The sequence below is a fragment of the Neobacillus sp. BP17 genome, assembly GCF_059579525.1.
Map to the genome: position 1 here is coordinate 2,077,369 of NZ_CM184198.1, position 21,203 is coordinate 2,098,571.

A 21,203-nucleotide genomic window follows, 5' to 3' on the forward strand; every position below is an offset into this window, starting at 1 on the left:
TAATAGTAAAATAACTATAATTTAAGTTTATCTGATAATATAAATAATATATCTCAATCGAATACATAGAAAATAAATGATGAATTTTGAAAGGGGATACATAATTTTGAATTCAAAGTATCTAGATTTACTGGTCCAAAAATATGATTGCGAAGAAAAAGTAGTAACTGAAATTATTAATCTGGAAGCCATTCTTAATCTACCAAAGGGGACAGAACATTTTGTCAGTGATTTACATGGGGAGTATCAAGCTTTTCAACATGTGTTAAGAAATGGTTCAGGGAATGTAAAAGAGAAAATCAGGGACTTGTTTCAAGATGTTTTATTTGAAAAAGAAATAAATGAATTTGCGGCGTTAGTTTATTATCCTGAAGAAAAATTACAATTAATTAAAAATCATTTTGGCAATGAACAAGAATTAAACCAATGGTATATAGTAATCATCGAGCGGATGATAAGGCTTATTTCTCATGCTTCCTCTAAATATACACGTTCGAAATTAAGAAAAGCATTGCCAAGTCAGTTTGTGTTTATTATAGAAGAGCTGCTATACAAAACATATCAATCTACAAATAAAGAGCAATATTATACAGAAATTGTCCAGCAGATCATCTCCTTAGGTCAGGCTGATAAACTCATAACAGGACTTGCGTATACCACTCAGAGATTGGTTGTCGATCATCTTCATGTAGTGGGGGATATTTATGATCGTGGACCTGAACCTGATAAAATCATGGATACTCTGATCAATTATCATTCCGTTGATATTCAGTGGGGAAACCATGATGTACTATGGCTAGGTGCTTTTGCTGGTTCAATGGTTTGTCTCGCTAATATCATTCGTATCTGCGCAAGATACGACAATTTGGATATTATTGAAGATGTATACGGAATCAATCTTAGACCCCTGCTGAATCTTGCGGAGAAATACTATGAGGACAATCCAGCTTTCAGGCCTAAGATACATTCAGAAAAGAAACTATCTGATCATGAAAAATTACAAATAACGAAAATTCATCAAGCAATTGCGATGATTCAGTTTAAGCTCGAAATGCCTATTATAAAGAGACGCCCGAATTTTAATATGTCAAAAAGGCTTTTGCTGGAGAAAATTGATTATGACAAAAATGAAATAACGATTTATGGGAAAACCTACCCTCTAGAAAATACTTGCTTTGCGACCGTAAATCCAGAGCAGCCTGATCAATTATTAGAAGAAGAAAAGCAGGTTATGGAAAAATTATTATTTTCTATCCAGCATTCAGAAAAGCTGGCCAGACATATGAATTTTCTTATGAAGAAAGGTAGTCTGTATTTAAAATATAACGGGAACCTTTTAATACATGGATGTATTCCTTTAGATGAAGAAGGGAATATGGGGAAAATGGTGATTGAAAATAAAAACTATTCAGGTCGTGAATTACTGGATGTTTTTGAACATTATTTACGCCATTCTTTTGCACATCCTGAGGAGACAGATGATCTTGCGACAGATATGGTCTGGTATTTATGGACAGGAGAATATTCATCACTCTTTGGAAAAAAAGAAATGACAACTTTTGAGAGGTACTTTATTAAGGACAAGGCAACTCATAAAGAGGGAAAGAACCCATACTACCATTTACGCGAAAATGAAGATTTTTGCCGCAAAATCCTAACTGAATTTGATCTGAATCCTGACTCGGGTCGTATTATAAATGGACATACACCAGTGAAAGAAATTGAGGGAGAAAATCCAATTAAAGCAAATGGTAAGATGATTGTCATCGATGGCGGTTTCTCTAAAGCTTATCAATCAACAACAGGTATTGCAGGATATACATTACTCTATAATTCCTATGGTATGCAGCTCGTCGCACATAAGCATTTTAATTCAAAAGAAGACGTCCTGCTAAACGGTACTGATGTTTTATCAATAAAAAGATTGGTAGATAAAGAATTAAAGAGAAAAAAGGTAAGAGAAACGAATATTGGAGAGAAATTATTACAGGAAATTTCTATTTTGAATAATCTGAGAGAACTTCGCTATATGGATTGACAATAATTATGACATGGGGCAGGAACACTGTCCCAGTTTTTTTGCATATAAAAAATCAAGGTTTGATAAATGGGGAGAAAAAAATAAGGAGAGGGGACTATTCATTTGTGTCCACTCTCCTTATTATATTGTTTTTATATATTGCAATATAGAATTTAAGCTATGACAGGTTAGTCCCTTAATACCAATAAACGTTCTTCGATCTCGTTTAAATTAATAGTCCTTTGTGAAACTCCTGTTTCCATTGCAGCCTTAGCTACTGCAGCGGCAACATGTGCAGCTACTCTAGGATCAAATGGATCCGGAATAACATAATCCGGGGTAAGCTCTTCATCCTCAATTAACCCAGCAATCGCATAAACAGCTGCTAGTTTCATTTCTTCGTTGATTTCTTTTGCACTAACGTCTAAAGCACCGCGGAAAATGCCAGGGAATGCTAATACGTTATTGACTTGATTTGGAAAGTCCGAACGGCCTGTCCCGACAACAAATGCTCCAGCTTCCTTTGCTTCTTCCGGCATGATTTCCGGAATCGGATTTGCCATTGCAAATATAATAGAATCACGATTCATCGAATAAACCATTTCTTTTGTAACGGCACCAGCTGCTGATACTCCAACAAATACATCCGCCCCAACAAGAGCATCTGCCAGTGTACCTTGCTTTTGTTCTTTATTAGTGATGCGTGCCAGTTCCTCCTTAAAACGATTCATCCCATCTGGACGACCTTCATAAATGATTCCTTTTGTATCACATAAAATAACATCTTTTACACCCATATTAAGCAGCAGCTTAACGATCGCTACCCCTGCAGCACCTGCGCCGTTTGCAACAACACGAATATCTTCTAATTTTTTGTCAACGAGTTTCAACGCATTAATTAACCCTGCAGCGGTTACAATGGCTGTGCCATGCTGATCATCATGGAAAATTGGAATATTACAAATTTTTCTCAATCTGTCTTCGATTTCGAAGCATTGCGGTGCTGCAATATCTTCCAAATTCACACCACCAAAAGTCGGCTCTAATAATTTAACGACCTCGACAATCTTGTCTGGATCTGATGTATCTAAGCAAATTGGGAATGCATCAACATCTGCAAATGATTTGAATAATAAGGCTTTCCCCTCCATGACTGGCATAGCGGCTTTAGGTCCAATATTTCCAAGCCCTAATACAGCTGTGCCATTGGAGACAACAGCAACGAGGTTTCCTTTTATTGTATAGTCATACACTTTGTTTTCATCTTTATAAATTTCCATACACGGCTCAGCAACCCCAGGAGAATAAGCAAGGCTCAAATCCTTTGCATCACGCAAGGGGACCTTTGACATAACGCCAAGTTTTCCTTGCTTTTCCTTATGTATCCTTAATGCTTCTTCATGTAAAATTGACATAAATTTTTTTCTCTCCCATTTATTAATCATTATTTGTGTTGCGCCTTTATTAAAAAAATATAAGTACTATACGGATGATAATAATATAATTTTCAGAATAATAAAAATTGATAAAAATTATACTTATCTATAAGAAATTTTTATATGGAAAAAAAAGGATTTTATTGTAGAATGATCATCCTAGATTGCAGCCCATTAAAGTACTTTTCTCTTTTCTAATAAAATGAAAAAAAGAGAAGAGAAACGTCACTATCGCGTTTCCCTTCTTTTGGTTATCTATTTATTTCAACATACTATCTAAATAGCGGATTACTTCAACTGGTTTTCCGGAAACTTTCTCATCCCGTTCTTGATCTTTAACTAGCTTTTCTTTTGCTTTCCTTAATACTTTTTCCTCAATAGCTTTCGGAACGACTACAACCCCATCAGCATCCGCTACAATGATATCTCCCGGGCTTACTGAGGTTCCACCGCAAGAAATCGGCACGTTTACTTCTCCCCAACCACCCTTAGCACTTGATGCAACAGTCGTACCTTTGCAGAAGACTGGAAAATTAAGCTTTTTTACACCAAGGATGTCACGAATAACCCCATCGGTTACGATCCCTGCAATTCCTAATGTTTGTGCAAGTCCAAGGATAAAATCCCCTGCAATGGTACGATAGCTATCACCTTTGGCATCCACTACGAGAATATCTCCTGGCTTGGCTTCACGAATCGCACGTAACACGCATTGATTATCACCAACAGGCATTTTTACAGTATAGGCACGACCTGCTATCCTGTATTCCTCTTTTAATGGTTTAATTAATGGATCCATGTTATTTAATCCTTGCATTGTGTCAGAAATGCATGTGGTTGGAATCCCATGAAATGCTGAAACAAACTCGCTCATTGAGTTGCCCTCCTTTAATATTGTAATAGAAAGTTATTCTATACTACTAAAAACATTGGACTTTTAATAATAGTAAAAAATAATGGATGAATAAAACCAAAAGGAATCTGAAAAATGGTTGTAAAATTTCATGTCACCATTAATCCTATTCAATTAGATAGGTAATTATGAGAGAGTTTACATTTTTGAAGAAAGGGGAGGGGGACAAAGGTGTAAGATGAAATGGATTTACGTAAACCTATTAAAAAAAGAGAGGAAATATCCTCTCTCCGTGAATAAACTAAAAAATAGACTCTGCACTTTATATTTAGTTATCTGAAGGCTCTACTCTTTAAGCGTTCTGCTAAAGGTACTACAATGATACCTGCTATTACGACCTGCATGATGTTACCAGGGATGGAGCCGAATGGCTGTATCCAATTACTATAAAGGATCACTTCTGCAAAATAATAGCCAACAACCTTAATTATTAATGCGGTGGCAATTGCTAGAGTGTTAACAAACATTTTATTGCCAGGTACTTTTTCGGAAATAAGTCCGACTACAAAGCCCATAGCACCTACAATGATAAATGTGAATGGGGACCAAATAGCCCAGCCTGAGATTAGATCGAAGAACCCCATACCGAAAGCTCCAGCTATGGCTCCTGTTTTCTTGCCGTAAACCAGGGCAGCAATAAAAAGTGGAACGTTGCCCAGATGGATAAGCCCTCCGTTACCCATAATTGGGAGCTTAATGTTAATGAACATCGTAGCTAAAAGAGTTAGGGCAATGAATAATGCATTGATGACAATGACTTTTGTCTTAGATGTTGTTTTTGGTGGTGAGAATGTGGATTCCATATGTTAACCCCTTCTTTTTTTAAAAATAATATCATACAAATAATATTTAATAAATGGAATTTTGAAACATTTATTAGATTTTAAGGTAATTTTCCACATCTACCGATAAAGAAAATCCATATAAATAGGAGTAAAAGAAAATAGGAGTAGAAATCATTGGACAAACAAAATAGCAGATTTAGATGGATTGTATTTGCTTCTGTCATGTTTACTTATTTATTGATGGCGAGCCAACGAACTGCACCGGGGTTGATTACAGAACAAGTGATGAAGGATTTTAATGTAACTGCTACAACGATTGGTTTACTTACAAGTATACAATTTTTTGTATACACAGGATTGCAAATCCCAATGGGTATTTTGGCAGATCGGTTTGGACCCAATTTTTTCCTCGTGATAGGTGCCATACTTACTGGCATAGGTACAATCATGTATAGTCTTGGTACCCATGAAATTGTCCTTTTTTTGGCCAGAATACTGACGGGGACGGGGGATGCGACCATTTGGGTAAATATGGTGTTAATTTTGGGCCAATGGTTTAAAGTAAAGGAATTTGTTCGATTAATTGGTTTGGCGGGAATGACGGGAAGTCTAGGTTTCCTTTTTGCAACAGTCCCGTTCTCCATATTAATTAACTTACTTGGTTGGAGGGGGGCATTTTTTTCAGCAGGACTCCTTTTATGTCTGTGTGGAATCCTTCTTTATTTTGTTCTTATAAAAAAAGCAAAACAAATCTTTCTTACCAAATCGGCCGCTGTTAAAGAAGTGATACCACGTGAAAAAACGTTTACGATACTACGAAGAATATTCTCGAATCGACAAGCGTGGGCTTTATTTTTTTGTCACTTTGGGATTGTAGGTGCATATGTGGGATTTATCGGTTCGTGGGCAGTGCCTTATGGGATGGATGTCTATGGAATGACTCGTTCAGATGCAAGTCAACTTATTATGATTGGACTGATTGGAGCACTTATTGGTGCTCCTCTAACTAGTTGGATTTCGAGTCGATTAGACACAATTAAACGACCTTATGTTATTGTTCATACTATGATTTTATTGAGTTGGTCCTTCTTTCTTTTATTTAAGGGGAATCCACCCTTTTCCATGCTCGTTCTGCTTTTCTTTATCATTGGCTTTGGTTACGGGGCAAGTGCCTTAACTTTTGCTGTCGTTCGCCAATCTTTTCCGATGATAGAATCCGGCATTGTATCGGGGTTTGCGAATACAGGCGGATTTCTAAGTGCGGTATTGCTGCCAAGCATTTTTGGATATATTTTGGATCATTTTCTGACAGCTTCAGGTAGTGTGGGTAATGGATACTACTACGGTTTCATTACTCCAGTTATCTTCTCTATGATTGGTGTGATAGGCGTGATTTGTATTAAGGAAAAGCGCCAGATGAAAAACATGACTCAAAATTAATAAGAGTCGTGTTTTTTTATTCTATATTTGGCTAACAAACAAGAGTTCAAAACTTCTGTCATTTGCAACATTTACATAGATATTGTTAGAAAGTTCGAATGTATGGACATCTCTTCTAATAAAGTAAATGTAACGGGAGTAAAAAGGCTTCTTAACCAGAGAACAGCCGGCTAGTTTTATATTATTTTAACTAATGTAACTAAGTGTTTTTAATAAAGGGGGGGGTTAAATGCTGCATATTGTAGCCTGTATCAAGCAAGTGCCTGACACCAAAATTATTAAGATGAATCCAAAAACAAACACGATGGACCGCAGGACAGCGCCCGCGATCTTGAATCCGTATGATGCTCATGCTGTTGAAGAGGCGGTTCGTCTAAAGAATAGGTATGGAGGAATCGTATCTGTTGTAACAATGGGGCCGCCTCCTGCGGTTACCGCTATTAAAAAGTGTATTGAGATAGGTGCCGATGAGGGATATTTAATCACGGACCGCCGGTTTGCAGGTGCGGATACATTGGCAACGAGCTATGCCGTAACAAAGGCGATTGAAAAAATTGCAAAAACGAAACCCGTTGATTTAATCATTTGCGGGAAAATGTCCATTGATGGAGATACCGGGCAAGTCGGACCTGGAATTGCTCGACGTCTCGATATTCCACCCCTTACGTCTGTGAATAAAGTAACGGAAGTCAATCAAGAGGAAGGATATGCTATTGTTCATCGCAAGTTTGAGGAAGGATATGAAGTCGTAAGGTCCACATTGCCATGTCTGTTTTCTGTTGAAAAAACAATTAATGAAGTACCCTATTCTCCGCTGCCAAACATGCTGAAAGCAGCCAGATATAATCCTCACATCTGGTCTGTCGATGACTTGGAAGAGGTAGATATTAAACAGCTTGGATTGAAGGGATCTCCAACGATTGTTTCCAAAGTATGGGCTCCGCAGAAACCGGCAGGGGGCACGTTCCTTGAAGGTAGCCCATCCGCACAAGTTGAGCAATTGCTCTCTGTCCTGCTAGAAAAGAAAGAGTTGTTTGAAACAAAGGAGGGAGTGTAATTGGATTTCAAAGATTACAAAGGTGTTTGGGTATTTATTGAACAAAAGGATGGTGTAGTTGCTTCCGTATCCCTAGAACTACTGGGTGCCGGTAGGAAGTTGGCAGACAAGCGGGGAGTGGAATTGGCCGGTATTCTAATCGGGGAAAATGTTAAACAATTAACAAAGACCGTTTTTGAATATGGAGCCGATACTGTGTATGTATATGATCAACCTATCTTTAAACATTATCGGACTGAAACTTTCATGAAGGCGCTGCTGGAGTGTGCTGACAAATATAAGCCAGAAATTATTCTCTATGGGGCCACCTCAACAGGAAAAGACCTGGCAAGTGCTGTTGCCACCGATCTTCCGACAGGTTTGACAGCGGATACAACGGAACTTGATGTGGAAGAGGAAACAGGTTTACTACTGGCGAGCAGACCGGCTTTTGGCGGAAATATAATGGCGACTATTTTATGTAAAAAATACCGGCCGCAAATGGCGACAGTACGCGCAAAAGTCATGAAGGCACTGGACCCGGAGCCGGGGAGAAGCGGCAAGATTGTTCAAGAAACTATACCCCTAAAGGAAGAAGATATTCGGACAAAGGTCTTGGAAATTGTAAAGGAAACAGTAAAGAAAGTACGAATCGACGAAGCGGACATTATTGTTGCAGGTGGGAAAGGATTAGGGAGCTTCGAAGGATTTCAGATCATCCACCAATTGGCTGAAACGCTTGGAGGAGCGGTTGGTGCCAGCAGAGATGTAGTAGAAGCGGGTTGGATCGACCATGCTCATCAAGTCGGGCAAACCGGTGTAACGGTCACGCCTAAAATATATTTTGCGATTGGAATCTCCGGAGCGATTCAACATATTGTGGGAATGAAAAACTCCGGGTTAATTATTGCCATAAATAAGGACAAAGAGGCTCCCATTTTTCAGAATTGCCATTATGGAATTGTTGGCGATGCCTTTGAAATCGTTCCTATTCTAATCGAGCAGTTTAAAAATGCTTTAACTAGAGAAAAGGTAAGCAATACCAGAGAGGTTTAAACTAATATTGTTAGGGCCGCCTCGTTTGCTATGTTGGGAAACCCAATAAGCAAACGAGGCTTTTTTAGAAGAAATTGATTTTTATATTTGAAGTAAAGATCATATCTGATTTCCAAATATTGTTGGAAAAATAAGCATATTGATTTATCATTAAAATCATAAATATACTAACGTCGAGGAATGAAAGGGATTGGGTTAAATGCAGGTAAAAGAAATTACCGAGAATGAATACTTAGAAGCAATGAAACTATCAATGTATGCTTTTCAATATAAGATTCCGGAAGTTGATATACCGGCTAGAAAAGAATCATTGAAAAATCATACTATTCTAGGAATATGGGATGAAGACGACAATCTGGCTGCGAAACTGCATATTATGCCACTCACCATTTTCATGAAGGATGCCGAATGGAAAATGGGTGGAATCGCTGGAGTTGCTTCATACCCAGAGTTTAGACGAAACGGTTATGTAAACGCACTCATTGTCGAATCTTTGAAACACATGCGAAATAGTAATATGATTGTATCGCTTTTACACCCATTTGATATCTCTTTTTATCGGAAATATGGATGGGAGGTTTTAAGTGAACAGAAGAAATTAACGTTTGAAAAAGCAAACCTTAAGTTCCTTGAAACGCAGACAGGTTTTATAAAGAGATATTCCAGAGAGTCCCATAATGAGGAGATTGAAATGATTTACCAGCAATTTTCCACGCAACATACCGGAATGTTAAAACGCGATACAAATTGGTGGAAAAAACACGTTTATAATGAGGATTCGCAGCTTGTTGTATATTACCATTCCTCGAACGAGGCAAGGGGCTATCTTCTGTACCAAGTGAAGGATAGAAAAATGGATGTGGAGGAGCTGGTTACTCTTGACCACGATGCGAGAAAAGGGCTATGGAATTTTATCTGCCAGCATGACTCCATGGTTGAAACAGTTACTATGACTCTTGCAACTCACGATCCATTTCCTTATTTTCTGCCGCAGCCAAAGGTGAAAAATGAGTTAGCTCCCTATTTTATGGCAAGGGTTGTCGACGCTGAAGCATGTTTACTGAAATTTCCGTTTCTACAAGAAAATGAGCCACTGTTCCTCCATCTTGAAGATACACATGCACCATGGAATAATGGGAGTTATCTGCTAGGAAAGGGAGAAATCAGGGTGTTTAAAGAAAAAACGGGAGGTCAATGTGTTCATCCTCCTAAAAAAGGGATTCAATTAAATATTAACTCCCTTTCAGCGATTCTATTCGGGTACAAGAGACCGATGGAACTTTTTGAAATGGGATATTTGAAAGGTTCCAAGACTGAGATAGATCTTTTCGAAAAAAAGATTCCAGCGATAAAATCGTCATTTTTTGATTTCTTTTAACTTAACGCCAATAAAAATATTCATTCAGGCCCTACTTTTTGTTAGGGCTATTTTTTGTTATTCAAAAAAAGAAAATTCAAAATTTTATTTATTATTGGATTGACAAAGGAATATGTTTATGAGAATATAGCATTGTGAATACGCTTTCAATTTTTAGATAATTTAATATTTTACGATTGATTGTATTGGGAGAGAGTGACGAATGTCGCCGCCGACGGAGCAAGTTCCATAAAATCCTTGGAATTAATCTCTCAGGTAAAAAGAACCACTACATGACGTAGCTCTGGAGAGTGCATATTTCTATATATGCCACCAAAGGGGATTCGCTTTTATGCGGAACAAACTTTCAGGTAAAAGGACAGAGAAGGTGAAACATTGCCTTCTTCTGTCCTTTTTTTGTTGCAAAAATTAACGAAATTCTACTTAATCACTACTAAACCCTACATTAGCAATAGCCATATAAAAAGTGAAGATCATCAAAAACACTTCTTAAATGGCTTTTTTATAACTTTTTTCTACTGATTAAGGAATTAACTCATTTTTAAAATAAGGAGGAGAAAGAATTTTAATGGGATGGGACTGACCTTTTTCAAAATAAAAAAGTAGAGGGTGGGAATTCATATGCAGGAACAGAAATTGGATAGAGGCCTAAAAAATAGGCACGTACAACTAATCGCTATTGGTGGAGCAATCGGAACAGGATTATTTCTAGGTGCCGGAAAATCTATACATTTAGCTGGTCCATCAATATTATTTGCTTACTTAATTACAGGTGTCATTTGCTTTTTGATCATGCGGGCACTTGGGGAACTGCTCTTAACCAATTTGAACTATCATTCTTTTGTTGACTTTGTAAGAGACTATTTAGGTAATATGGCAGCTTTTATCACGGGATGGACCTACTGGTTTTGCTGGATATCTATTGCAATGGCAGACTTAACAGCAGTTGGTCTTTATACTCAATATTGGTTTCCCTCTGTACCACAGTGGATGCCAGGATTAATTGCGCTTGTCATCTTGCTAGGTATGAACCTCGCTACTGTCAAGCTTTTCGGCGAAATGGAATTCTGGTTCGCATTAATTAAAGTTATCGCGATACTGGCACTCATTGTAATCGGTGTGTTCATGATTATTAAAGGCTTTTCCACCAATGCAGGAGCATCCAGTTTCACGAACTTATGGAGCCATGACGGCTGGTTTCCAAATGGCATAAATGGGTTTATTCTTTCATTCCAGATGGTTGTGTTTGCGTTTGTTGGCATTGAACTGGTAGGACTTACAGCAGGTGAAACAGAAAACCCAGAAAAAGTAATTCCAAAGGCCATCAATAATATTCCTATTCGAGTTTTGATTTTCTACGTTGGAGCCCTTATTGTCATCATGAGTATTTATCCATGGAACGCGATAAATCCTGCGAAAAGCCCATTTGTTCAAGTCTTCGTGGCGGTTGGAATCGCTGCAGCTGCTGGTATTGTCAATTTTGTCGTTCTAACTTCCGCGGCTTCGGCCTGTAACAGTGCCATCTTCAGTACAAGCCGTATGGTATACTCACTTGCCAGAGATAAAAATGCACCTGTACCATTTACAAAACTTACTTCCCGTAAAGTACCTTCAAATGCATTGCTCTTTTCAACTGTGGTCATTTTAATTGCCGTTGTGTTGAACTATGTTATGCCAGAAGGAGTATTTACCCTAATAACAAGTATTTCTACCGTATGTTTCATCTTTATTTGGGGGATTACAATTATCAGCCATTTGAAATACCGAAAAACAAGACCAGATCTAGCAAAAATAAACAAATTTAAATTGCCGCTTTATCCATTTTCTAATTACTTGATCCTAGCTTTTCTAGCATTTGTTCTGGTTGTGCTTGCACTTGCAGAAGATACTCGCGTTGCCTTGTTTGTAACTCCAGTTTGGTTTATTTTACTAATTGCCATCTATAAGATGCGGAATATGAAGGCAAACTATGCAGATCAAGTCAATCAGGAAAAGATAGCAGAAAATTAATAGGTAACTCAAAAATGTCTTATGATCCATTTTTGATACCGTTTTCAAAAAAAGCTTGACTTGGCTTCCAGTAACAATTATTCTGAAAATAATAAAAAAATAGAGCGGATGACGGTTGTGGGAGAGTGCAATTTTTACACGCCACCGAAGGAGCAAGTTCCAAAAAAAACCCTTGGAATTAATCTCTCAGGTAGATGGAACCACAGCGGGACGCAACTCTGGAGAGCGCATTAAAGTTATGCCACCAAAGGGGAATGTTCGTAACAGAACTAAACTCTCAGGTAAAAAGGACAGAGAAGGGAATATGAAGCTACATGCTTCCCCTTCTTCTGTCCTTTTTTGCGTGCAAAAAAGCAGATATTTGAAGCATAAAGGGGAGCCTGAACAATATTTCAAGGAGGAGTTATCATGAGTTTACAACAGAATGATCAAACCATTTTTGAAGCGATTAAAAAGGAGCAGGATCGTCAGCATCAAACATTGGAGTTGATTGCATCGGAAAACTTCGTTAGCCAAGATGTCCTAGAAGCAATGGGAAGTGTGATGACCAATAAATATGCAGAAGGCTATCCAGGAAAGCGTTACTATGGCGGATGTGAATTTGTCGATGTGGCAGAACAAGCAGCTATTGATCGTTTAACAAAGCTGTTTGGTGCTAAATATGCAAACGTTCAACCTCACTCAGGTGCACAAGCTAACTTTGCTGTTTTTTTCGCACTTCTTCAGCCTGGCGATAAAATCATGGGAATGAACCTTTCACAAGGTGGACATTTAACGCATGGAAGTCCTGTTAGTGTTTCAGGAAAATGGTTTGATGTTGTGTCCTATGGCGTCAAAGAAGACAATCATTTGATTGATTATGATGAGCTGGAGGAAATCGCGAAAAAAGAACAGCCAAAATTGATTATTGCAGGGGCAAGTGCTTACCCAAGAACAATTGATTTTGCACGCTTTAGACAAATTGCAGATCAAGTGGGTGCAAAATTCATGGTGGACATGGCGCATATTGCAGGACTCGTTGCTGCTGGTCTTCATCCATCGCCAGTTCCATACGCAGATGTTGTGACAAGCACCACGCATAAAACGTTGAGAGGACCTCGAGGCGGTATCGTTTTATCAAACAATGAAGAGATTATTAAAGCGATTAATAAATCTGTGTTCCCAGGAATTCAAGGCGGCCCCCTTATGCACATCATTGCAGCTAAAGCGGTTGCTTTCAATGAGGCTTTACAACCAAGCTTTAAAGATTATGCGAAACAAATCATTGATAATGCAGCAGCACTTGCGGATACGTTAAAGGAAGAAGGAGCAACCCTTGTCTCTGGAGGTACAGACAATCACATTGTTCTTTTAGATGTTCGCCCGTGGAACTTAACAGGAAAAGAAGCAGAGAAATTGTTAGAAGAAGCAGGAATTACTGTTAACAAAAACACGATTCCTTTTGACCCTGCAAGCCCATTTGTCACAAGTGGAATCCGTATGGGAACTGCTGCTTTAACAACTCGCGGTATGAAGCAGGATGATATGGAGAAGATCGGTAAAGTAATCGCTGCTGTTCTGAAAAATAAAGGTAATCTTGAAGTTCTTAAACAAGCAAAAGAAACGACTAAAAATATTTGTGGTAACTATCCACTATTTCAACAGTTAATTACTGTTTAAGAAGGAGACATTCCATGGAATTTCAAAGTTGCTTTGATATAATCGGCCCGATTATGGTTGGGCCCTCGAGTTCACATACAGCAGGTGTTGTGTCAATCGGAAAATTTATATTTGAACTATTAGGTCGTTGTCCAGAAGAGACAAAAATTGTATTTTACGATTCCTTTGCTGAAACGTACCAAGGACATGGAACAGATAAAGCGCTCATCGGCGGATTACTTGGTATGAATACTGACGATTCACGAATAAAAAATTCGTTGGAGTGGGCAAAAGAGGAAGGTATGCAGTACCATTTCGAGTTTGAAGACAAATGTACTTTTTATAACCATCCCAATACAACGATTGTGACAGCCAAATGCAATAATCGGGCTGTAAAAGTTGGAGGGGTATCCCTTGGCGGTGGTTTATCCAAAATCTTTATGATTAACGGAAGAAAAGTGGATATTCGGTTAAGTTCAGGCGATGATTTTACGTCCCTTGCTAGTCATTTCCAACCAAACGAGAAAGTATTTATGGAGGCAATTTAATGGAAATTAAGTCCATGGCAGAACTGATTGAAGCTTGTGAAAGAGAACAAAAAACCATTGGTCAAATCATGTTGATGTTGGAAGCGAAAAAGTCGGGAAGAGACGAAGAAACCATTATCAGCATGATGGAAGAACGATTGATCAAAATGAAGGAGGCCGTCGATAGCGGAATTAAAGACGGCTCAACAGCACCAAGTGGTATCTCCGGCGGTGATGCGGTGAAAATGTATAACTATATGACTCAGGGCAATGCCTTGTCAGGAAATTACATTAGTAATGCCATGACGTTTTCATTAGCTACATCTGAAAGCAATGCACGTATGGGGATTATTGTTGCTACACCAACTGCGGGAGCAGCTGGAATTTTACCTGGTGTATTGTTTTCACTTTATAAAAATGACACCTATTCATATAAAGATTTAGTCATGGGCTTATTTACTGCAAGTATGCTAGGTTACGTGATTGCTAACCGTTCCTTTATTTCAGGAGCAGCAGGAGGCTGCCAAGCAGAAGTGGGATCCGCAACGGCAATGGCTGCGGGGACAATCGTAGAGTTAAAAGGCGGTACACCACAACAAGCTGTAAATGCAACCGCAATTGCTATGAAATCATTATTAGGCTTGGTGTGCGATCCGGTTGCAGGACTTGTTGAAGTACCTTGTATTAAGCGAAATGTCATTGGTACCTCGATTGCCTTTTCTGCTGCCGATCTATCACTTGCTGGCGTGGAAAGCCGGATTCCATGTGACGAAGTCATAGAAGCGATGTATAAGGTTGGAAAGGAAATGCCAAGGACACTAAGGGAAACCGCACTTGGCGGGCTGGCGATGACCGAAACAGGTAAAAAGGTAAAAGAACAGTTATTTTGTCGGAAATCTAAATCGGAGGTAACACAATGACTACTAATACATTGTTAAAACGGACACCCTTATTTGAAACATATAAAAAACATGGCGCAAAGGTCATCGATTTTGGCGGCTGGGAGCTTCCGGTACAGTTTTCAAGTATTTTAGAAGAGCATGAGTCAGTACGTATCCGTGCAGGACTTTTTGATGTCTCTCATATGGGTGAAGTAGTGGTAGAGGGAAAAGATGCAGAAAGCTACATAAACTATCTGGTCACAAACGATGTGACGAAGCTCAGTATCAATCAGGCACAGTATACTGCAATGTGCTACCAGAACGGCGGAACGGTCGATGATTTACTAGTTTATAAATTAACGCATGATAAATATTTACTCGTCATCAATGCGGCCAACATTGATAAAGACTTTGAATGGATGAAGCAACATGTAAAAGGAGAGGTAACACTCAAAAATATCTCCAATGAAATTGCGCAGCTAGCCATTCAAGGACCAGAGGCTGAACGTATTTTGCAAAAACTAACGGAAACCAATCTATCTGAAATTGGCTCATTTAAATTTGCACAACATGTTAATGTTTCCGGAATAACAGATATCCTCGTATCACGTACAGGTTATACAGGTGAAAATGGTTTTGAGCTTTATTTAGCAGCTGGTCAGGCGGAAGCACTATGGGAAAAACTGATAGAAGCAGGGTGTGAAGATGGCTTAAAGCCATGCGGATTGGGTGCACGTGACACCCTTCGTTTAGAGGCACGTCTTGCACTTTATGGTCAAGAACTGTTAAGCGATATTAGTCCCCTTGAAGCAGGAATCGGCTTCGCGGTGAAAACCAATAAAGAAAGTGATTTTATTGGAAAAGAGGCACTTTTAAGACAAAAAGAAGAGGGATTAAAACGCAAATTAGTAGGAATTGAAGTCACTGGTCGTGGGATTCCCCGTCATGGTTATAAAGTAATTTCAGAGAGTGGAGAGGAAATTGGTGTAGTTACATCGGGAACACAATCACCCACTCTAAAGAAAAGCATTGGTCTTGCTCTTATATCAGCGGAGTATGCACAAGTTGACACACAAATAAAAGTAGAAATCCGTAATAAACAAATTGATGCAGTAGTAATTAAGACACCTTTTTATAAAATGGGTTAATAGAATCATAGAATTCGATACCCACAGTACTTAATTACATGATAAATGGTCAAATACAAATACAAAAATGAAGGGAAGTAAAATTATGACAAACGCAACTGCAAGTTTACTATATAGCAAGGAACACGAATGGGTATTACAACTAGACGGAAATCGGGTACGAATTGGAATTTCTCATTTTGCACAAAAACAATTAGGGGATATCGTGTTTGTTGAAACTCCGGAGGTAGATGATGAAGTTACAGTGGAGGAATCGATGGGCACAATCGAATCGGTTAAAGCTGTTTCTGAAATTTACGCTCCAGTATCAGGCACGGTTATTTGTGTAAACGAGGATTTAAACGATAGTCCTGAGACAATCAATGAGCAGCCATATGATGCAGGGTGGTTAGTAGAAGTGGAACTATCTAATCCAAAGGAGTTAAAATCCCTATTAAATGAAGATGAGTATCAGGCGTATATTGAGGGAGGGGAATAAGATGACCAACACATTTAGGTACCTTCCTGATACGAAACAAGATCAAGAGGAGATGCTCACATTTTTAAACATGTCTTCAATCGATGATTTATTTGAGGACATTCCAAAAGAAATACGTTTAGAGGGTGAGTTAAACATTCCAGAAGCGGTTCCAGAGCCGCTTCTGTTGAAAAAAATGCAACAGCTTGCTTCCAAAAACAAAAGTGCAAATAACTATCCAACCTTTCTTGGTGCAGGTACATATGATCACTACATTCCAAGCGTAGTAAATCATATGATTTCACGTTCAGAATTTTACACAGCTTATACACCATACCAACCAGAAATCAGTCAAGGTGAGCTGCAAGCCATTTTTGAATTCCAGACAATGGTTTGTGAGTTAACAGGAATGGATGTTGCCAACTCTTCCATGTACGATGGCTTTACATCACTTGCAGAAGCTGCCTCACTTGCTATTTCATCAACAAGGCGTTCAAAAGTGCTTGTTTCAAAAGCGGTTCATCCTGAATCACGAGCAATATTAAATACAGTAGCACGCGGCCAAGAATATGCAGTAGAAGAAGTCAATCTTGTTGATGATGTCACCGATTTAAGAGGACTAAAAGAACAAATGGATAAGAGCATTGCCGCCGTTATTGTTCAATACCCGAATTTCTTCGGATCGATTGAAGATTTGGCAGAAATTAAAAAAATTGTGGATACACAAGGAGCATTACTCATTGTAAGTGCTAATCCATTGGCACTGGCGCTTCTGCAGTCACCAGGTAAACTCGGGGCAGATATTGTGGTGGGTGATATGCAGCCATTAGGAATACCGATGGCCTTTGGAGGCCCACACTGCGGTTATTTCGCAGTTCACAAAAAATTTATGCGTAAAGTACCGGGGCGGATTGTAGGACAAACAAGGGATGAGCAAGGAAAACGTGGATTTGTGTTAACGCTGCAAGCACGTGAACAGCATATTCGACGAGATAAAGCGTCTTCTAATATTTGTTCCAATCAGGCATTAAATGCGCTTGCATCCTCTATATGCATGTCTGCACTTGGAAAGCAAGGAATTCGACAAATGGCCCAGCTAAACATTGAGAAAGCTGACTATATGGCAAAGTGTCTGCAAAAGGCAGGCTTTATCATTATCAATCAATCACCATTTTTTAATGAATTTGTGGTGGAACTTCCTCGTCCGGTCAAAGAGGTCAACAACAAACTGCTTGAAGCGGGAATCATCGGAGGATTTGACTTGGAAAGTGCATACGGCTATGACAATCAAATGCTTATTGCCGTGACAGAGCAGAGAACAAAAGAAGAGATTGACCAATTTGTAAAAGTATTGGAGGAAGTCGTAAATGATTGAATATAATGAGCTAATCTTTGAAATTAGTCGTGAAGGTCGTATGGGTTCAAGCCTGCCGGAAACTGACGTGAATCGTATTGATTTAAACACGAAATACCCGAAGCATTTGATTCGTGATGTACCAGCCGAGCTCCCGGAAGTATCAGAGCTTCAGCTTGTCCGTCATTACACAGCGCTTTCCAACCGAAACCACGGAATTGATAATGGGTTCTATCCATTAGGTTCTTGTACGATGAAATACAACCCGAAAATTAACGAAGATGTTGCCCGTTTTGATGGCTTTAGCCGCATTCACCCTTATCAGCCAGCAGAAACGGTTCAGGGCGCTTTAGAGCTTTTATATAATTTGCAGGAAGAATTAGCAGAGATCACCGGCATGGATTCAGTAACGTTACAGCCTTCTGCAGGAGCACAGGGAGAATGGACTGGCTTAATGATGGTAAAAGCCTATCTTGAACAAAAAGGAGAAAAAAGAACAAAGGTCCTTGTTCCGGACTCCGCGCATGGTACAAACCCTGCCAGTGCAACGGTTGCCGGGTTTAAAACAGTCACCATTCCTTCCAATGAAAATGGATTGGTCGACTTAGAAGAATTAAAAAAGCATGTGGATCAGGATACAGCTGCATTGATGCTGACAAATCCTAATACACTTGGATTGTTTGAGAAAGAAATTTTGGAAATTGCCAAAGTTGTTCATGAAGCAGGCGGCTTATTATACTACGATGGAGCAAATGCCAACGCCATTCTTGGAAAAACAACACCGGGTCATATGGGATTTGATATTGTGCATTTAAATCTTCATAAGACGTTCACGACTCCACATGGCGGTGGCGGCCCAGGAGCTGGTCCAGTCGGTGTGAAAAAGAAACTCATTCCGTACTTACCTGTCCCACGTATTGAAAAAGATGGTGAGAAATATGTACTGAACTCGAATCATCCACTATCAATTGGCCGTGTAAAAGGATACTATGGAAACTTTGGAATTTTGGTTCGTGCTTATACCTATATTCGTACAATGGGACCTGTAGGATTACGTCAAGTTTCTGAGGGGGCAGTGCTTCATGCGAACTACCTCCGTAAAAAACTTGAACCATATTTTGATGCTCCGTATTCCCAAGTGTGTAAACATGAATTTGTATTATCCGGTTCTAGACAGAAAAAACTGGGTGTAAGAACTCTTGATATGGCAAAACGGCTCCTTGATTTTGGCTATCATCCACCGACCATCTACTTCCCGCTAAATGTTGAGGAGTGTTTGATGATTGAACCTACAGAAACGGAGTCAAAGGAAACAATGGATGCCTTTGCCGATGTGATGATAAAAATTGCAAAAGAAGTAGAAGAAAACCCAGAGATTGTGTTAGAGGCACCACACACGACAGTCATCGGCCGGTTGGATGAAGTACAAGCGGCGAGACAACCAATCTTACGATATATAATAGAAGAAACTAATCAAAAGGTAACAGTAAAATCTTAAACGAATGATCATTGAACCACTAGGAATGAAGAAATGGAGACAATTAACCTTCCTATGATCTCTCATTCTTGGTGGTTTATTAAATACAAAGGCTGTGTTAACGGTTATGTTGATTTTGAAACCCTGTTGGTTGGAGTGGAAGGCACGAAGACTCCTGCGGGAGTACGGGGCAGGGGAGACCCCGCAGGAGCAAAGCGACGAGTTATCATGAACGAAACTAGCTCCTTACTCGTAACATCGTAGGTTAATTTGGTTAGAATGTTTACTGAAAAAAACATAACCAAATCAGAGCTACATTACGGAAGGAGCTAGTTATTATGAAGGATACCATAAAATACGTAGGTTTAGACGTATCAAAAGAAAAAATAGCTGTTGCGATTGCAGATGAGGGTCGAGATGAGCCTAGATATTGGGGCATGATTTCGAATACACCAGAAGCAGTTAAGAAATTGATGAAAAAGTTAGGAAACAGCGAGAACTTACGAGTGTGTTACGAAGCAGGTCCTACCGGATATGCATTGTATAGGTTATTCCTTACTCTAAATATTCACTGTATGGTTATAGCGCCATCTTTAATTCCTCAAAAACCTGGTGAGCGTATTAAAACGGATCGTAGAGATTCCGTTCGACTGGCTCAATTATATCGAGCTGGAGAATTAACTTCTGTTTACGTTCCTACTCCAGAGGATGAGGCTTTACGAGATCTTGTTAGATGTCGAGAGGATGCAAAAGAAGACGAATTAAGGGCTAAACACCGGTTAAGTAAATTTTTACTACGTTATGATATCCAACCTCCATCAAAGGGAAAAAAATGGACCGTTAGGTATTATAGATGGTTGGACACGGTAAAGTTTGAAAACTCAAAACTACAAGTGGTTTTTCAAGAGTACTACCATCAAATTAAAGAGATACAACAACGAGTCTTGAGACTAGAAGAAGAAATCAGAATACAAGCAACGAACAGTATTCATGCCCCAATCATTCAAGCTTTACAAGCTTTAAGAGGCGTTGCGCTAATAACAGCGACAAGTATTGCGGCGGAAATAGGTTCTTTTAAGCGCTTTTCTACCGCTAGACAGTTTATGGCGTATTTGGGGTTAGTACCTAGTGAATTTTCGAGTGGTGAAAGTAGAAGACAAGGTAAGATCACCAAAACAGGAAATCGGCATGTCCGGCGACTACTCGTGGAATCGGCGTGGAGTTATAGATATAAACCGTCTGTTAAAGGTGAATTACAAAAAAGACAAGATGGACAGTCGCCGACTGTTCTAGCAATATCCTGGAAAGCACAAAACCGACTTCATAAGAAATATTTTCGATTATTATCAAGAGGAAAAGAAAGTGGTAAAGCCATCACGGCAGTAGCAAGAGAGCTAGCAGGTTTTATTTGGGCAATCACGCAGGAATTAGACGAAGTAGTACCAGCAGCTTAAAGAAGTACGATTCTCTATGACATTAGTACATTAGAAATAAAATAGATGGATGAGAATAGGGCTCGAAGGCAAAGAGAAAAACCGGAAAGGAAAACCCACGTGCCTCCTCTGTGCTATATCTAATTAGATTAACGCACGTCACGAGTTAGTGGATAAGGCCTTTATACGGAAAGATAAAATGTGAAAACCCACG

At 39.1% G+C, this 21,203-nt stretch carries 18 protein-coding genes and 2 riboswitches; of the genes, 15 read left to right on the plus strand and 3 right to left on the minus strand.

The genetic code is table 11. From position 1 onward, the window contains the following. Window positions 1–106: 106 nt before the first annotated feature. Window positions 107–2,038 (plus strand): fructose-1,6-bisphosphatase, encoded by a 1,932-nt coding sequence (gene fbp / locus AC4QJR_RS09985; protein WP_496526049.1) that lies wholly within the window; start codon window positions 107–109, stop codon window positions 2,036–2,038. Between the two features lie 170 nt (window positions 2,039–2,208). Here fbp and ystJ read toward each other — a convergent pair whose 3' ends face one another. The 3 genes from ystJ to AC4QJR_RS10000 form a co-directional block, all read right to left on the minus strand. Next, window positions 2,209–3,435 (minus strand): NADP-dependent malic enzyme, encoded by a 1,227-nt coding sequence (gene ystJ, locus AC4QJR_RS09990; RefSeq protein ID WP_496526050.1) that lies wholly within the window; start codon window positions 3,433–3,435, stop codon window positions 2,209–2,211. A gap of 280 nt (window positions 3,436–3,715) precedes the next feature. Beyond that, window positions 3,716–4,330, minus strand: coding sequence for an RraA family protein (locus AC4QJR_RS09995; protein WP_496526051.1), 615 nt, complete (start codon window positions 4,328–4,330; stop codon window positions 3,716–3,718). A gap of 311 nt (window positions 4,331–4,641) precedes the next feature. Next, on the minus strand, window positions 4,642–5,172 hold the full coding sequence (locus AC4QJR_RS10000) for an ECF transporter S component (RefSeq protein WP_098575137.1): 531 nt from the start codon (window positions 5,170–5,172) through the stop codon (window positions 4,642–4,644). A gap of 156 nt (window positions 5,173–5,328) precedes the next feature. On the opposite strand from AC4QJR_RS10000, the gene AC4QJR_RS10005 reads away from it, so the two are divergent. From AC4QJR_RS10005 to AC4QJR_RS10070, 14 genes are all read left to right on the plus strand, one after another. Next, window positions 5,329–6,594, plus strand: coding sequence for an MFS transporter (locus AC4QJR_RS10005; protein ID WP_496526052.1), 1,266 nt, complete (start codon window positions 5,329–5,331; stop codon window positions 6,592–6,594). Window positions 6,595–6,823: 229 nt separating this feature from the next. Continuing rightward, window positions 6,824–7,651 carry an electron transfer flavoprotein subunit beta/FixA family protein gene (locus tag AC4QJR_RS10010; RefSeq protein WP_375376141.1) on the plus strand — a complete coding sequence of 276 codons (828 nt, stop codon included), beginning with the start codon at window positions 6,824–6,826 and terminating at the stop codon, window positions 7,649–7,651. Continuing rightward, complete coding sequence (locus tag AC4QJR_RS10015; RefSeq protein WP_496526053.1) at window positions 7,652–8,686, plus strand: electron transfer flavoprotein subunit alpha/FixB family protein; 1,035 nt, start codon at window positions 7,652–7,654, stop codon at window positions 8,684–8,686. It begins immediately after the preceding gene. A gap of 199 nt (window positions 8,687–8,885) precedes the next feature. Then, window positions 8,886–10,064, plus strand: coding sequence for a GNAT family N-acetyltransferase (locus tag AC4QJR_RS10020; RefSeq protein WP_496526054.1), 1,179 nt, complete (start codon window positions 8,886–8,888; stop codon window positions 10,062–10,064). A gap of 176 nt (window positions 10,065–10,240) precedes the next feature. Continuing rightward, window positions 10,241–10,342: riboswitch (glycine riboswitch) on the plus strand. 343 nt (window positions 10,343–10,685) lie between these two features. Further along, window positions 10,686–12,074: an amino acid permease gene (locus AC4QJR_RS10025; protein ID WP_496526055.1), complete on the plus strand. Its 1,389-nt coding sequence runs from the start codon at window positions 10,686–10,688 to the stop codon at window positions 12,072–12,074. Window positions 12,075–12,282: 208 nt separating this feature from the next. Next, window positions 12,283–12,378: riboswitch (glycine riboswitch) on the plus strand. Window positions 12,379–12,482: 104 nt separating this feature from the next. Beyond that, window positions 12,483–13,733, plus strand: coding sequence for a serine hydroxymethyltransferase (gene glyA / locus AC4QJR_RS10030; protein WP_496526056.1), 1,251 nt, complete (start codon window positions 12,483–12,485; stop codon window positions 13,731–13,733). A 14-nt stretch (window positions 13,734–13,747) separates the two neighbouring features. Further along, window positions 13,748–14,260: a serine dehydratase beta chain gene (locus AC4QJR_RS10035; RefSeq protein WP_251456023.1), complete on the plus strand. Its 513-nt coding sequence runs from the start codon at window positions 13,748–13,750 to the stop codon at window positions 14,258–14,260. Beyond that, on the plus strand, window positions 14,260–15,159 hold the full coding sequence (gene sdaAA / locus AC4QJR_RS10040; protein ID WP_496526057.1) for an L-serine ammonia-lyase, iron-sulfur-dependent, subunit alpha: 900 nt from the start codon (window positions 14,260–14,262) through the stop codon (window positions 15,157–15,159). Before AC4QJR_RS10035 ends, sdaAA begins: the two co-directional genes overlap by 1 nt. Then, window positions 15,156–16,268: a glycine cleavage system aminomethyltransferase GcvT gene (gcvT, locus tag AC4QJR_RS10045; RefSeq protein ID WP_496526058.1), complete on the plus strand. Its 1,113-nt coding sequence runs from the start codon at window positions 15,156–15,158 to the stop codon at window positions 16,266–16,268. The genes sdaAA and gcvT overlap by 4 nt, the downstream gene beginning before the upstream one ends. A gap of 85 nt (window positions 16,269–16,353) precedes the next feature. Beyond that, window positions 16,354–16,746: a glycine cleavage system protein GcvH gene (gene gcvH, locus AC4QJR_RS10050; RefSeq protein WP_496526059.1), complete on the plus strand. Its 393-nt coding sequence runs from the start codon at window positions 16,354–16,356 to the stop codon at window positions 16,744–16,746. A gap of 1 nt (window position 16,747) precedes the next feature. Beyond that, the gene (gene gcvPA, locus AC4QJR_RS10055; protein ID WP_496526060.1) at window positions 16,748–18,100 is read left to right on the plus strand and encodes an aminomethyl-transferring glycine dehydrogenase subunit GcvPA; all 1,353 of its coding nucleotides are present in this window, start codon (window positions 16,748–16,750) and stop codon (window positions 18,098–18,100) included. Beyond that, window positions 18,093–19,577, plus strand: coding sequence for an aminomethyl-transferring glycine dehydrogenase subunit GcvPB (gene gcvPB / locus AC4QJR_RS10060; RefSeq protein WP_496526061.1), 1,485 nt, complete (start codon window positions 18,093–18,095; stop codon window positions 19,575–19,577). Before gcvPA ends, gcvPB begins: the two co-directional genes overlap by 8 nt. 33 nt (window positions 19,578–19,610) lie before the next feature. Then, window positions 19,611–19,820, plus strand: a complete 210-nt coding sequence (locus tag AC4QJR_RS10065; protein ID WP_496526062.1) for a hypothetical protein — start codon at window positions 19,611–19,613, stop codon at window positions 19,818–19,820. Between the two features lie 74 nt (window positions 19,821–19,894). Next, a complete protein-coding gene (locus AC4QJR_RS10070) occupies window positions 19,895–21,010 on the plus strand; it encodes an IS110 family RNA-guided transposase (RefSeq protein ID WP_496524190.1) in 1,116 nt (371 codons plus the stop codon). The last annotated feature ends 193 nt before the right edge of the window (window positions 21,011–21,203 follow it).